At 58.9% G+C, this 12,599-nt stretch carries 13 protein-coding genes; 12 read left to right on the top strand and 1 reads right to left on the bottom strand.

All coding sequences use genetic code 11. The annotated features are described in order from the left end of the window. Positions 1-27: 27 nt before the first annotated feature. The 6 genes from fliS (at position 28) to QWZ03_RS11965 (ending at position 5,142) form a co-directional block, all read left to right on the top strand. On the top strand, positions 28-504 hold the full coding sequence (gene fliS, locus QWZ03_RS11940) for a flagellar export chaperone FliS (RefSeq protein WP_290332923.1): 477 nt from the start codon (positions 28-30) through the stop codon (positions 502-504). Continuing rightward, positions 497-829 (top strand): flagellar protein FliT, encoded by a 333-nt coding sequence (locus QWZ03_RS11945; RefSeq protein ID WP_290332925.1) that lies wholly within the window; start codon positions 497-499, stop codon positions 827-829. The genes fliS and QWZ03_RS11945 overlap by 8 nt, the downstream gene beginning before the upstream one ends. Positions 830-866: 37 nt before the next feature. Then, a complete protein-coding gene (locus QWZ03_RS11950; RefSeq protein ID WP_290332926.1) occupies positions 867-1,241 on the top strand; it encodes a DUF2802 domain-containing protein in 375 nt (124 codons plus the stop codon). Positions 1,242-1,295: 54 nt separating this feature from the next. Beyond that, on the top strand, positions 1,296-2,462 hold the full coding sequence (gene fliK / locus QWZ03_RS11955) for a flagellar hook-length control protein FliK (RefSeq protein ID WP_290332927.1): 1,167 nt from the start codon (positions 1,296-1,298) through the stop codon (positions 2,460-2,462). Next, positions 2,452-2,784 (top strand): EscU/YscU/HrcU family type III secretion system export apparatus switch protein, encoded by a 333-nt coding sequence (locus QWZ03_RS11960; RefSeq protein WP_290332928.1) that lies wholly within the window; start codon positions 2,452-2,454, stop codon positions 2,782-2,784. Before fliK ends, QWZ03_RS11960 begins: the two co-directional genes overlap by 11 nt. Positions 2,785-3,549: 765 nt before the next feature. Then, positions 3,550-5,142 (top strand): flagellin N-terminal helical domain-containing protein, encoded by a 1,593-nt coding sequence (locus QWZ03_RS11965; RefSeq protein WP_308447556.1) that lies wholly within the window; start codon positions 3,550-3,552, stop codon positions 5,140-5,142. A 93-nt stretch (positions 5,143-5,235) separates the two neighbouring features. Here the strand turns inward: QWZ03_RS11965 and QWZ03_RS11970 are convergent, their stop codons facing one another. Next, positions 5,236-6,081, bottom strand: a complete 846-nt coding sequence (locus tag QWZ03_RS11970; protein ID WP_290332929.1) for a 23S rRNA (adenine(2030)-N(6))-methyltransferase RlmJ — start codon at positions 6,079-6,081, stop codon at positions 5,236-5,238. Positions 6,082-6,244: 163 nt separating this feature from the next. Here QWZ03_RS11970 and cysD point away from each other — a divergent pair, with 163 nt between their 5' ends. The 6 genes from cysD (at position 6,245) to QWZ03_RS12000 (ending at position 12,532) form a co-directional block, all read left to right on the top strand. Then, positions 6,245-7,168: a sulfate adenylyltransferase subunit CysD gene (gene cysD, locus QWZ03_RS11975; RefSeq protein ID WP_290332930.1), complete on the top strand. Its 924-nt coding sequence runs from the start codon at positions 6,245-6,247 to the stop codon at positions 7,166-7,168. After that, positions 7,168-8,607: a sulfate adenylyltransferase subunit CysN gene (gene cysN / locus QWZ03_RS11980; RefSeq protein ID WP_290332931.1), complete on the top strand. Its 1,440-nt coding sequence runs from the start codon at positions 7,168-7,170 to the stop codon at positions 8,605-8,607. Before cysD ends, cysN begins: the two co-directional genes overlap by 1 nt. A gap of 254 nt (positions 8,608-8,861) precedes the next feature. Further along, positions 8,862-9,275, top strand: a complete 414-nt coding sequence (gene flgB, locus QWZ03_RS11985; RefSeq protein WP_284196211.1) for a flagellar basal body rod protein FlgB — start codon at positions 8,862-8,864, stop codon at positions 9,273-9,275. Positions 9,276-9,341: 66 nt separating this feature from the next. Further along, positions 9,342-9,755: a flagellar basal body rod protein FlgC gene (flgC, locus tag QWZ03_RS11990; RefSeq protein ID WP_284196210.1), complete on the top strand. Its 414-nt coding sequence runs from the start codon at positions 9,342-9,344 to the stop codon at positions 9,753-9,755. A 15-nt stretch (positions 9,756-9,770) separates the two neighbouring features. Beyond that, on the top strand, positions 9,771-10,445 hold the full coding sequence (locus tag QWZ03_RS11995; protein ID WP_290332932.1) for a flagellar hook assembly protein FlgD: 675 nt from the start codon (positions 9,771-9,773) through the stop codon (positions 10,443-10,445). Positions 10,446-10,513: 68 nt separating this feature from the next. Further along, positions 10,514-12,532 (top strand): flagellar hook protein FlgE, encoded by a 2,019-nt coding sequence (locus tag QWZ03_RS12000; RefSeq protein WP_290332933.1) that lies wholly within the window; start codon positions 10,514-10,516, stop codon positions 12,530-12,532. The last annotated feature ends 67 nt before the right edge of the window (positions 12,533-12,599 follow it).

Genomic DNA, 12,599 nt, shown 5'->3' on the forward strand with positions numbered 1-12,599 from the left:
TCGGCATTGGCACTGAGGAAACAATAGATGGCAACCCCGATACGTAACGCGCTTGATGCCTATGGCAAGGGTGGCCTGGAGTATGAAATTGATACCGCCAGCCCACACAAGTTGATCTGCATGCTGTACGACGGTGCGATCAAGGCCATATTGCAAGCCAAGGCATTCATTGGCGGCGAAATGATTGCTGCCAAAGGGTCAGCAATCTCCAAAGCCATCGCTATCATTGAAGAAGGACTGCGTGTCAGCCTGGACAAGACGGCTGGTGGCGAGCTGGCAGAAAACCTGGACGGTTTGTACGAGTACATGTCCGCCCGCTTGCTGGAAGCGAATCTGCGTAACGATGTGGCTGCGCTGGATGAAGTACACGGACTGTTGAACCAGTTGAAATCAGCCTGGGAAGAAATCGAACAAAACCGTGTGGCGACGCTGACGGCAGCTGCGCCGCAGGTGAATGAAGGCAAACCGGAGCAACGGGTGCCACTGAGTTATGGTCGTGTCTGAGCTACTGTCGCGCCTGGAAGCGCTGGCTGCAACCACCCAGCAACTGCTGGCTCTTGCCCGTGCCGAGCAGTGGGATGAGGTTGTGGATGCCATACAGGTGCAAACAGCGGCAACGGAAGCGTTTGCCCAGGTGAATCCACCGGCCGCGCAGCTACCGGCAACGGTGGCGGCAGAACTTGCCGCTCGCTTGACTGCCGTGCGTGAAGCGCACGAGGAAGCCTACAGCCGTATCGATGCGTGGCGGGACGAGCTAGGTCGGATATTGCAGGACATAGATGGCGCCAAACAAAAATCCAACCGCTTGCTGAGGGCTTACGGCGGTTAGCGAGTTTATGTTGTGGCCGTTCTGACGGAGCAGGCTCATGAATGGCATCTTTCTTAGCTGGCAATCACTGCTGATCGCGGGCCTGCTGCTATTGGCGGCGGGTTTGTCCGTCGTGTTGCTGCGGCTGCGCCGTGAACAGCATAAGCCTCATTTGACCCATGCACTGGAAGCCGAGCAGGAATGGCTGCGTGACGAAATGGTGGCGCTCAAGCGTGAGGTGGCCGGATTGCGCGCCAGGCTGGAGGAAGATGAGCCGGTGACCGCACCACCGGAAAGCGAATCTGCCTATGGTCAGGCGCTGAAGCTGGCCCAGAAAGGGCTGGATTCTGCCGCCGTAGCCGCCAGTTGCGGCATATCGCGCGGGGAGGCAGAGTTGATTGTTGCCTTGTATCGCGCCTCTCAGCGACCTTGATGACATCGTGATGCCGGCTTTCTCCAGGCACCCCAATTCGCATCGGGAGCCAACATGATTCCCGCCAATGCTGTCGCCAGCCAGCTGCAAGCCTATATCCGCGCGCCAGAGCAATCTCTGGTGCAGGTGGTCGATGCCATACAGGAGATACAGCAGCTATTCACCGTGGGTGAGCAGGTGCGTGCACTGGTAACCAGCCAACTGCCTACTGGCCGATTTGCCGTGCTGGTGAAGGACCAGTTGCTGGATTTGAATCTGCCGCGCAATACGGAAGCGGGCGAAGAGTTGGATATGCGGGTGGTGAGCAACTCGCCTCGCCTGAGTTTTCTGCTGCAGCGTGGTAATGCCGAGGCGGCGCCGCTGCCGCAGCCTGTTGCCAGCAACCAGTCGGTCGATGTGGAACTGAGCCCGACCGCCCGGTTTATTGGCAATCTGATTACCGGTACAGGCAATCAGGACGAGGCCACCCAGGATGCCCAGGCGCTTGCCCGCGCCAATCCCTTGTTTACTGAAGCCAAGCCAGACACTGTGAAGCTGGCCGAGACCCTCAAGCAGGTGCTGTCGGCCAGTGGCTTGTTCTATGAGTCGCATGTGGCTGAGTGGGCCGGTGGAAAAAGACCTTTAAGCCAGTTGCAGCAGGAGCCGCCAGCCAAATGGCTCGAAGCAGGCGCTTCCAGGCCCGAGGTTAAGGTAGAGGCTGAGCGCTTGGCCAGGCCTGTACTGGAAGGCCGGACCAATACCTTGGCACTACCCGAGCAAGAGCAGGAACTCAATCGAACAGGGGCTGAGCTGCTGGCGCAGGAGGCCGCAGAGTCCGGCAATAGCGAGCTCGACAACATGCCTGCCGCAGCACGCCAATTGGTGCAGCAACAGTTGCAGGCGCTGGATCAGCGCCAGGTGGTCTGGATGGGGCAGGCGTGGCCGGGCCAGCCGCTGCGCTGGGAAGTGGAAGAAGACGGCGGCAACCGCAGCCAGGAGGAGGGCGCCCAGGGCAAGATCTGGCATACCCGGCTGGAAATGGTGCTGCCGCACCTGGGCCATGTGGATATCCTCATCAGCCTGTCGGACAAGACCCGGGTCGAGGTGGGCTTCAGGGTGGCAGAGGTGGCGACGGCAGAACGCATCAGGGGAGCGCAGTCGCAGTTGCAGGCCCAGCTTGATGCCGCGGGGCTGGAACTGACTGCGAATCAGGTGGCGTTGGAGACGGACGATGGAAGTTAGTCGGTTCCGTCGGGCGCCGCAGCAGGAAGCGGTTGCACTGGCATATCGGGAGGGCAGTCAAGCGCCTAGGGTGGTCGCCAAGGGCCGTGGCCTGCTGGCAGAAACCATCATCGAAAAAGCCAGGGAGGCCGGTGTTTATATCCATGAGTCGCCTGAACTGGTAACGCTGCTGATGCAGGTGGATCTGGATCAGCATATCCCCGCCGAACTATATCGAGCGGTGGCGGAGTTGCTGGCTTTCATCCATATGCTGGAGCAGCAGGTGGAGAGCGGACTGGCGCCAGAATCAGCTGCGGCTTTCTTGCCGCCTGGCGGGCTATAGCGCGGCAAACCCTTGAAATCAAAGCGGCAAATTCTTGCCGCCAGGACATATGAAACCGGCAAGTGCTTCCAGGCACTTGCCGGTTTTGCTTTGAAGCGACGGGCTTTCACCATCTGAGCGGCAAGCATGTCTGCTTTTCTAGCTGCTCAAGGCCCTGGGGGCGATGTGGTTGGCATGCGTGGCACCTTGCGCCCTCAGTCCTGCCGGCTGAGCAGAGGGCCTGTGGCTATATGGCGGGGGCCGCAGAAAAAGCGTGCTGCGAGGCTGCGACCAAGTTGAGGTGTGGCTGCAAATGGCGTGCTTGCTGGGTTTGCTGGAGCAGGCCGTGCTGGCCCCCATCTTGCATTGCTGTGTGTGAAGGCCTTTCGATTCGGGCTTTTGCAAGGTTGCCAACAAAGCTGGCACACCCTTTGCTGTTACTACTACGTCCAAACCGTCATTGGTGTCCGCGATGAGCAGACCGAGACCGAATCAACAGGTAGTTCGCCATTCTTGCCGCAATGTCGGCAGCGATGGGGATTGGGCGGGACGTGAAAGCGGGGTGGGGTATGCATGCTGATTAGCGTATGTACTCCCCGCGCACGGGTGAATGAGCTTGTCTTGTTTTGAGTTATTCAGCTGTTGCGTCTTGACAGTCGGTTTGTTGCCCGGGGGCATGGGTAGCAATCGTGGGGAAATGAAAGCGATCAAAAAAAGCGACGTTTCCAATCGGTGGTCTAGCGACTACGTCCTGCTACCCAGGACAGAAGGCTAAGGAGAGCAATCATGCAAGTTATCAATACCAACATTCCCTCGCTAAACGCGCAGCGGAATCTGGATACTTCGTTAAACAGCCTCAACACCTCGTTGCAGCGGCTGTCTTCGGGTTTGCGTATCAACTCCGCCAAGGATGATGCGGCAGGCCTTGCGATTTCCGAGCGCATGACCTCGCAGATTCGCGGTAGCGACCAGGCACGACGCAATGCCAATGACGGCGTGTCGCTGGTGCAGACCGCCGAAGGCGCCATGCAGCAGATGGGTAATATCCTGCAGCGGATACGTGAGCTGGCCGTGCAGTCGGCCAATGCCACCAATTCGGCATCCGATCGCGCTGCGCTGAACTCCGAAGTCAACGAACTGGTGGCGGAGCTGGATCGTTTTGCCAGTGCGACCGAATTCAACGGTCTCAAACTGTTCGATGGCTCGACTACCTCGTCCATCTTCCAGGTGGGCGCCAATGCCAATCAGACGATTACGGCGACCACCCGCAATTTCCGCACTGATCAATATGGTACTTACCAGATCGGCAATAGCTCACATGTCTCGGGTACGGCGGTCTCGGCCGGCACCCTGACGGGTGGCCATGTGCCGGGTGCCTTGATCACCCCTAGCGGTACCTTCGAAGTACGGGGTTTCGCTGGCACCGTGACCATCTCCGGCGTGACCGGTGATTCGGCTCGCAGCCTAGCGGACAAGATCAACGCAGTGACTTCGCAAACGGGTGTGACGGCGGCAGCACAGACTGAAGTTGCGTTCCGCTTCAGTGGTGGTGCGACACAAGGCTCCGGTACCTATACGCTGGATTTGCTGAGTAACAACTCCACGACCAACCTCGCCAATGTGTCATTTGCGATCACCCGCAATGGTAATGGTTCGCTCAATCTGCAGCAGGCGGTAACGGCGTTCAACGACAAGTCGTCGTCCACAGGTGTTACGGCACGTATCTCGGACGATGGCCAGGCCCTGATACTGCGCAATCCGGATGGCGGCAATATCTCTATCGGCGCCTCGGTGATGCCTGCCGGTGCCAACGTCAGCGGCGGCTTTGTATCGAGCGGTGGCACCTTTGTCTCGCAGACGGGCGCGGCCGCAGCCAATGTGCTGTCGCAGGCCACACTGGGTACACCGCCCCAGGGCAAGTTCACCTTTGGCGGCCAGTTAACGCTGAACTCCTCGTCCAGCTTCGCGCTGACACCGGGCACCACGGTCCACTTCCGTGAAGGCGTACTGGGTGGTACGGCGGCCGATGCCACGCTGACGCCAACAGTGGCGTCGGACCTGGAAACTGTCGCGACGCTGGATATCTCGACCGTAGAGGGGGCAACCCAGGCGCTGCGCACGGTGGATGGGGCACTCTCGGCCATCAACGACCAACGTTCCAAGTTTGGCGCGCTGCAAAGCCGGTTCGAATCAACGATTTCCAATTTGCAGATCACCTCGGAAAACCTGTCAGCCTCCCGTTCCCGGATACGCGATGCGGACTTTGCATCGGAAACGGCCAACCTGACGCGAGCCCAGATTCTGCAACAAGCGGGTACTGCGATGCTGGCCCAGGCCAATTCGCTACCCAATCAAGTCCTGTCACTGCTGCAAGGTTAAGCCCCCGGACACCAAGCAGCAGATCTTCGAGCTAGCGGCTAACCCCGCTGGCTTTTTTTGCTTGCTAACCGGCACGCACGGCAGGGCTTGAACTCAGCCTGCCAGTTGTTCCAGTTGGAAGCTCGCCCCGATGTCCTGCGCCAGGGCCTTGGCCAGTATGGGCAAGGTGGTCTGCAGCTCATCATGCAGCAGCCAGGGCGGGTTGAGGATGAACAGGCCGCTGCCATGCATGCCGAAGCCGTCGGCACGCGGGCGATGTACGGTCAGGCTGGCATGCAGCCAGCTCTTGACCGGCAGTTGCTTGAGTTTTTCTGGGAGTAGCTGCGAGTCGCTACGCTGCAGCATCGGGTACCAGATGGCGTAGACACCGGTGGCAAAGCGCTTGAGTGCCTCTTCCATGGCGTCCACTACCCGGCCGTAGTCGTCCTTCATTTCGTAGGGGGGGTCGATCAGGGTCAGTGCCCGGCGAGTAGGCGGGGGGAGCAGGGCCTTGAGTCCGGCAAATCCATCGCCTTTTTGCAGCAAGGCCTGGCGCCCACTGCCGGCCATGTTTTCTTCTAGCAGGGGGAAGTCGGTGGGATGCAGTTCAAACAGCCGGAGTTTGTCCTCTGGCCGCAGGCAATGCTTGGCGACCAGTGGCGAGCCTGGGTAGTAGCGCAATTGCCCGTCTGGATTGAAGGATTTGATCAGGTCAACGTAGGCGGCAAGCCCTTCCGGCAGGTCTTGCCGGTTCCACAGCCGGGCGATGCCGGCAGCGAATTCTGCATTACGGGCAGCAAAGCCTGTATCCAGCTGGTAGCAACCGGCGCCTGCGTGGGTATCTATATACCAGTAGGGTTTGTCCTTCTGGTTGAAATAGGTCAGCAGGCGGGTAAGCAGGTAGTGCTTGAGCACGTCGGCATGATTGCCGGCATGAAAGGCGTGGCGGTAACTGAGCATGGCGGCGCCGCAAAGTGGTCAATGCCGGATTTTACCCTTCCCTACCAGCTCTGGATAACGATATGACTATTCGGTTTTTCTGTACCAGCCTGGCTTCTGGTAAAACAGCTGCTTCGATGGCCGGATTGACGGGCCTCCACCTATCGAGATTGCAGAATACCGTATGACGCTTCCCGAACATCGCCTGACCCACCTCAAGCAGCTTGAGGCCGAGTCCATCCATATCATCCGCGAGGTTGCCGCCGAATTCGACAACCCGGTGATGCTCTATTCCATCGGCAAGGATTCAGCCGTGATGCTGCACCTGGCAAAGAAGGCCTTCGCCCCTGGCAAGCCACCTTTTCCGCTTATGCATGTCGATACCACCTGGAAGTTCAGGGACATGTACGCGCTACGCGACAAGCAGGCCAAGGAAGGGTGGGATCTGCTGGTGCATGTGAATGAGGACGGGGTTAAGGCCGGCATCAATCCGTTTACCGCCGGTTCGGCCAAGCATACCGATGTGATGAAGACCGAGGGTCTGAAGCAGGCGCTGAACAAGCATGGCTTCGACGCCGCCTTCGGTGGCGCCCGGCGCGATGAGGAAAAGAGCCGTGCCAAGGAGCGGGTCTATTCCTTCCGGGACAAGCACCATCGCTGGGATCCCAAGAACCAGCGGCCAGAGCTCTGGAATATCTACAACTCCAAGATAGACAAGGGCGAGAGCATACGGGTGTTTCCGCTGTCGAACTGGACCGAGCTGGATATCTGGCAGTACATCTATCTTGAGAGCATCGAGATCGTGCCACTCTATTTCTCGGCAGAGCGGCCGGTGGTGAACTACAACGGCACGCTGGTGATGATAGACGACGACCGTATCCTCGAGTATCTGACGCCTGAGCAGAAGGCCAGCATCACGACCCGGTCGGTACGTTTTCGTACGCTGGGTTGCTACCCGCTGACCGGGGCGGTGGAATCCACGGCGGCCACGCTGCCGGAGATCATCCAGGAAATGCTGTTGACCACGACCAGCGAGCGTCAGGGCAGGGTGATAGACCATGATTCGGCCGGTTCGATGGAAAAGAAGAAAATGGAAGGGTATTTCTGATGTCGCACCAATCTGACCTCATTGCCAGCGACATCCTGGCCTATCTCAAGCAGCACGAGAACAAGGACCTGTTGCGCTTTATCACCTGCGGGAATGTGGACGACGGCAAATCCACCCTGATTGGGCGCCTGCTGCACGACTCCAAGCTGATCTTCGAGGATCAACTGGCGGCCATCCAACGTGATTCCAAGAAGTACAACACCACTGACGAAGAGATTGATCTTGCCTTGCTGGTGGATGGCCTGCAGGCCGAACGCGAGCAGGGCATTACCATCGATGTGGCCTATCGCTACTTCAGCACGGACAAACGCAAGTTCATCATTGCCGACTGTCCGGGCCATGAGCAGTACACCCGTAATATGGCGACGGGGGCCTCGACCAGCAATCTGGCCATCATCCTGATCGATGCCCGTCGCGGTGTGCAGACGCAGACACGCCGGCACAGCTTTATCGTGAGCCTCCTGGGCATACGGCATGTGATCGTGGCGGTGAACAAAATGGATCTGGTGGATTTTGACCAGTCCGTTTACGAGCGCATACAGTCGGAATACCTGGCCTTTGCCGAGCAACTGGGTATACCGGATATCCGCTTCGTGCCGATTTCAGCCTTGCGTGGCGACAATGTGGTGAGCGAATCGACTCAGGCACCCTGGTATACCGGGCCGACGCTGATGAAGCTGCTGGAGACGGTGGAAATAGATAGGGATGTGCATCTTGATGCCTTCCGCTTGCCGGTACAGTACGTCAATCGTCCCAACCTGGATTTTCGGGGCTTCTGCGGTACCGTCGCTGCGGGCGAAATCCATCCGGGCGATGCCGTTGTGGCGCTGCCGTCGGGCAAGCAAAGCCGGGTCAAAGCCATAGTGACCTACGAAGGCGAGCAGCCGCGTGCATTCAGTGGCCAGGCGATCACCCTGACCCTGGAGGATGAGATCGATATCTCCCGCGGCGACATGATAGTCAAGGCCAGCGAAACACGCCCCAATGTCTCCACCACGCTGGACAGCCATATTGTCTGGATGAGCGAGCAAGCGCTGGTGCCGGGCAAGGAATATGCCTTCAAGCTGTCGGGCAAGCAGGTGTTTGGCCGGGTTGAGCGCATTCTGCATAGGGTGGATGTCAATACATTGGCAGAGATGGAGACCCATCAGCTGGGCCTGAACGAAATCGGCCTGTGCCGGATTACCCTCAATGCGCCAGTGGCGTTCGATGCCTACCGCGAGTGCCGTGGCACGGGCAGCCTGATCGTGATAGACCGCCTGAGCAATGCGACGGCCGGTGCCGGCATGGTGGTGGCCGCTGCGGTGGCTGAGAGCGGGCAGGCCGACCTGAACGAACTGGAGCGGTTGCGGGCCTTCGAGGTGGAGCTCAATGGCCTGGTGCGCAAGTATTTCCCAAGCTGGGAGGCCAAGGACATCAGCGGTCTGCTGGGTAAATAGGCAACGCCAGTCCTCTCACGCTTTTCAGCCAGAACAGGCCAGCCTTTGCGCTGGCCTGTTTGCATTTCGCATCCCTGGCGGCAGTTGCCGCTAGCCCCAGGCGCCAAGCGGCAAGGCTTGCCGCCTGGCCTCTTGCCGTACCCCGGTTAGATAGGCAAGGGATTGATTTCATGGTGAATCTTGGCTTGGCATGCTGCGTGCTTTGCTGTTATCCGACAGGACCATAAAACAGCAATTCACCCCGTGAGGCCGCCATGATATCCAGGCTGAGTAACCACCTTGCTTTCAATGAAGCCGCGCTCAAGCTCAGAGCGACGCGGCAGGAAGTGATCGCCAGCAATATCGCCAATGCTGATACCCCGGGCTACAAGGCCCGTGATTTTGACTTTGCCCAGGCACTGGGCAATGCGGTATCGGCACAGCGTGGCGCTGGGCAGGGCGTGGGGCTGGCCAGGACCGATAGCCGGCATCTGGCGGGTAAGACCAGCAGCACGCTGGAGGCCGAACTGATGTACCGCAACGATATACAGCCGTCGATTGATGGCAACACGGTGGACATGAACGTGGAAATGAGCAATTTCACCGACAACGCCATCCGCTATCAGGCTGGGCTGACTTTTCTGCAGCGCCGCATCGAAGGCTACAAGTCTGCATTGCAGTCGCAGTAAGCGCAGCGAGCAGCATCCAGCGTAGCGCCGCTAAACGGCCAGGCAGGAAAACAGGAGTAGCACACCATGTCTTTGTTCCGCGTGTTTGATATTGCCGGGTCGGCCATGACCGCACAGTCGATACGGCTGAATGCGACCGCCAGCAACCTGGCCAATGCCGAGAGCGCCACCAGCTCCACGGGGCAACCCTACCGTGCCAAGCAAGTGGTGTTTGCCGCCACCCAGCTCAATGCCGGGCAGCCCCAGGCAGTGGGGGTGACGGTTGCGGCCGTGTCGGAAGATCAGGCGCCACCCAGATTGGTGTACGACCCCAAGAATCCGCTGGCAGATGGCAACGGCTATATCGCCATGCCCAATGTGAACGTGGTGGAGGAGATGACCAATATGATCTCCGCCTCGCGCTCCTACCAGACCAATGCCGACATGATGAATACCGCCAAGACCCTGCTGCAGCGGACGCTGCAACTGGGCCAGGCCTGATAGGGGACCGTCGCCATGACCACCACCACCGGCGTGACCAATAGTGCAGACCTGTTCGAGAGCATCAACAAGGCGCGCGACAGCAAAAACAAATCGCAGGAAACCCAGGATCGCTTCCTCAAGCTGTTGATTACCCAACTGCAGAACCAGGATCCGATGAACCCCATGGATAGTGCGGAAAGCACCAGCCAGATGGCGCAGATGAGCACCGTCAGTGGGATAGAGAACATGAATGCCAGCATCACCAGCATGATGGCGACCTTCAATGCCGCCCAGAGTTACCAGGCAGCGGCGCTGATCGGCAAGACGGTGATGGTGGAGGGCGACACCATGCAGTTCGACGGCAGCAAGCCCGTCACCAATGAGATTGATGTGCCTGCCGAGGGCGGCGTGGTGACCGTTGCCATCTACGATGCCAGCAACAACAAGGTGGATGAGATACAGCTGGGTAAGCAGCCCGGTGGCCGCCAGGCGGTGGAGTGGGATGGCAAGGGAGCCAATGGCAATAACCTGCCGGCCGGCAAGTACTACATTTCAGCCTCGGTGGCGCAAGCCAACGGCGGCAACAAGCAGATATCAAGCTACACCTACGTCAAGGTCGATAGCGTGGCGATGACTGGCGGCACGGTCAATCTGCGGCTGACCGATGGCCGTGTGCTGCCGTTTGGCGATGTCAGCAGCATCATGTAATGCCCGCCGGCTGCAGCCGGTAAAGAATCAAACAGCGTAATCCGCAAGCGATATCCAGGAGTAACACCATGGGCTTCCAGCAAGGTTTGAGCGGTCTGAATTCCGCCTCCAAATTCCTCGACGTGGTCGGCAACAATGTAGCCAATGCCAACACCGTCGGCTACAAGGGATCGCGCGCCGAGTTTGCCGATATCTATGCCAACACCCTGGCCAGCACCAGTGTGCAGGTGGGCATTGGTGGCCGCACGTCGAACGTGGCCCAGCAATTTGCGCAGGGCAATATCAGCAGCACCAACAATCCCCTGGATATCGCCATACAAGGCAATGGCTTCTTCCGCCTGATAGACCCTTCCGGTAGCTATAGCTACAGCCGCAATGGTCAGTTCCAGCTGGATCGTGACGGCTATATCGTCAACAACGGCCAGAAGCTGGCCGGTTACATCGCTAACGAGAATAACCAGCTACTGACCGGCAGCTCACCCGAGGCCATACAGGTGCGCACCTCGAATATTGGTGCCCGTGCTACGGGCGGCTCTACCCTGGCCAATGCCGGCCTGACGGTGGGGATGAATCTGGACGCACGGGAAGACCTGATATCACGCGGCACCCAGACGGTATCCGTAACAGGAGCTCAGTTGCAGCAGGGGGCTGGCGTAGGAACCCAGATCGACTATCAGACCCGGGTGGCGGATCCCATGGGGCAGTTCCATTTGCTGAATGTGCGGCTGATCAATGTGGGGCCAGCCACCTGGAGTGTGCAGACCCAGCTGGATGGGGCGGGCTCGTTCACCAGCACGTCTACACCACTGGTCTTCACGCCTGGCGGCCAACTACAATCGGGCGCTACCCAGTCGGTGTCCTATCCCATAGGTTCGCCTGCTCCGGCATATGGCTCGACACCGTTCAACTTCAATCTGAATTTCTCTGGCATCCAGGAGACAGCTGCGCCTGTCAACGGCACCATCAGTGTCAGCGATGTGGGATCGAGCACCACGGTGGCGGTCTACAACTCCAATCTGGATGCCAATGACCCGGTCACCACGCCCCATGTCTACAACACGACATTCCGCGACCCCAATGGTGTCACCCATACGCTGGCCATTACCCTGACCAAGGCGGCCACCAATACCTGGACGGCCACCTATGATATCGATGGTGCTGGGCCGGTCTCCACCTTGCCTGACGGCGTCACTCCTATTCCAGCCGTGGTGTTCAATACCAACGGCCAGATCATTTCTGCTCCCATCATCCCGGCAACCTATACCTACCCGCCCGGGCCTTTTGGTGAGCCCGGCGGCCCAATGAACTTCAATCTCAGCCTGCAGGGTGTGACCCAGCGTGCGGGGGTGTTCACCGCCGGTTCGGTGGAGACTCGCAGCTCACCGGCGGTGAACCCGACGGACCCCAATACCTTCACGCACTCGACCTCGGCGGATGTGTATGACTCGCAAGGGGTCAGGCATACCTTGACCTTCTATATGACCAAGGTAGGGGTGAATGCCTGGGAGGTGCAGACGAGCTTTGATGGGGCAACGCCGGTACTGCAACCGGGCTATGTCACCTTTGATTCCGCCGGCAAGATGAATGGTGGCACGAGCTTTGCATATACCTCTCCGATACCGTCACCGAGCGGTGCGCAGACGCCTTTGGCGTTTACCACCTTCCTGACGGGAACAACACAGTTCGGCAACCAGTTCGGTGTGAATGAACTGAGCCAGGATGGTTATGCAGACGGCAATATCACGGGGCTGTCGATAGGCAAGGATGGTCTGATACTAGGCCGTTACTCCAACGGCCAGAACCGCACGATAGGCCAGATAACGCTGTTCAACTTTGCCAACCCGCAGGGTTTGCAGCCTTTGGGCGATAACCGTTGGGCAGAAAGCTACGCGTCCAACCAGGCGCGGATTGGTACGCCGGGTACGAGTGACTTTGGCGCCCTGCAGTCGGGCGCGGTCGAGGATTCCAATATCGACCTGACCAAGGAACTCGTGGACATGATTACCGCGCAACGGTCCTACCAGGCCAATGCGCAAACGATCAAGACGCAGGACCAGTTGCTCCAGACCATGGTCAACCTGCGTTAACGCCTCAGAGCCAACCTAGCGCTCTCCGCGCGGATCGTTAAACGACCGGCAAGGTTTACCGGGCAAC

Origin of the sequence: Chitinimonas viridis (assembly GCF_030409555.1) — a bacterium.
Lineage (GTDB): Bacteria > Pseudomonadota > Gammaproteobacteria > Burkholderiales > Chitinimonadaceae > Chitinimonas > Chitinimonas viridis.

What these genes read in the sequence shown, in the direction of transcription:
- fliS (WP_290332923.1), top strand. Translation starts at nt 28, where the DNA reads ATGGCAACCCCGATACGTAACGCGCTTGATGCCTATGGCAAGGGTGGC.
- QWZ03_RS11950 (WP_290332926.1), top strand. Translation starts at nt 867, where the DNA reads ATGAATGGCATCTTTCTTAGCTGGCAATCACTGCTGATCGCGGGCCTG.
- fliK (WP_290332927.1), top strand. Translation starts at nt 1,296, where the DNA reads ATGATTCCCGCCAATGCTGTCGCCAGCCAGCTGCAAGCCTATATCCGC.
- QWZ03_RS11960 (WP_290332928.1), top strand. Translation starts at nt 2,452, where the DNA reads ATGGAAGTTAGTCGGTTCCGTCGGGCGCCGCAGCAGGAAGCGGTTGCA.
- QWZ03_RS11965 (WP_308447556.1), top strand. Translation starts at nt 3,550, where the DNA reads ATGCAAGTTATCAATACCAACATTCCCTCGCTAAACGCGCAGCGGAAT.
- QWZ03_RS11970 (WP_290332929.1), bottom strand. Translation starts at nt 6,081, where the DNA reads ATGCTCAGTTACCGCCACGCCTTTCATGCCGGCAATCATGCCGACGTG.
- cysD (WP_290332930.1), top strand. Translation starts at nt 6,245, where the DNA reads ATGACGCTTCCCGAACATCGCCTGACCCACCTCAAGCAGCTTGAGGCC.
- cysN (WP_290332931.1), top strand. Translation starts at nt 7,168, where the DNA reads ATGTCGCACCAATCTGACCTCATTGCCAGCGACATCCTGGCCTATCTC.
- flgB (WP_284196211.1), top strand. Translation starts at nt 8,862, where the DNA reads ATGATATCCAGGCTGAGTAACCACCTTGCTTTCAATGAAGCCGCGCTC.
- flgC (WP_284196210.1), top strand. Translation starts at nt 9,342, where the DNA reads ATGTCTTTGTTCCGCGTGTTTGATATTGCCGGGTCGGCCATGACCGCA.
- QWZ03_RS11995 (WP_290332932.1), top strand. Translation starts at nt 9,771, where the DNA reads ATGACCACCACCACCGGCGTGACCAATAGTGCAGACCTGTTCGAGAGC.
- QWZ03_RS12000 (WP_290332933.1), top strand. Translation starts at nt 10,514, where the DNA reads ATGGGCTTCCAGCAAGGTTTGAGCGGTCTGAATTCCGCCTCCAAATTC.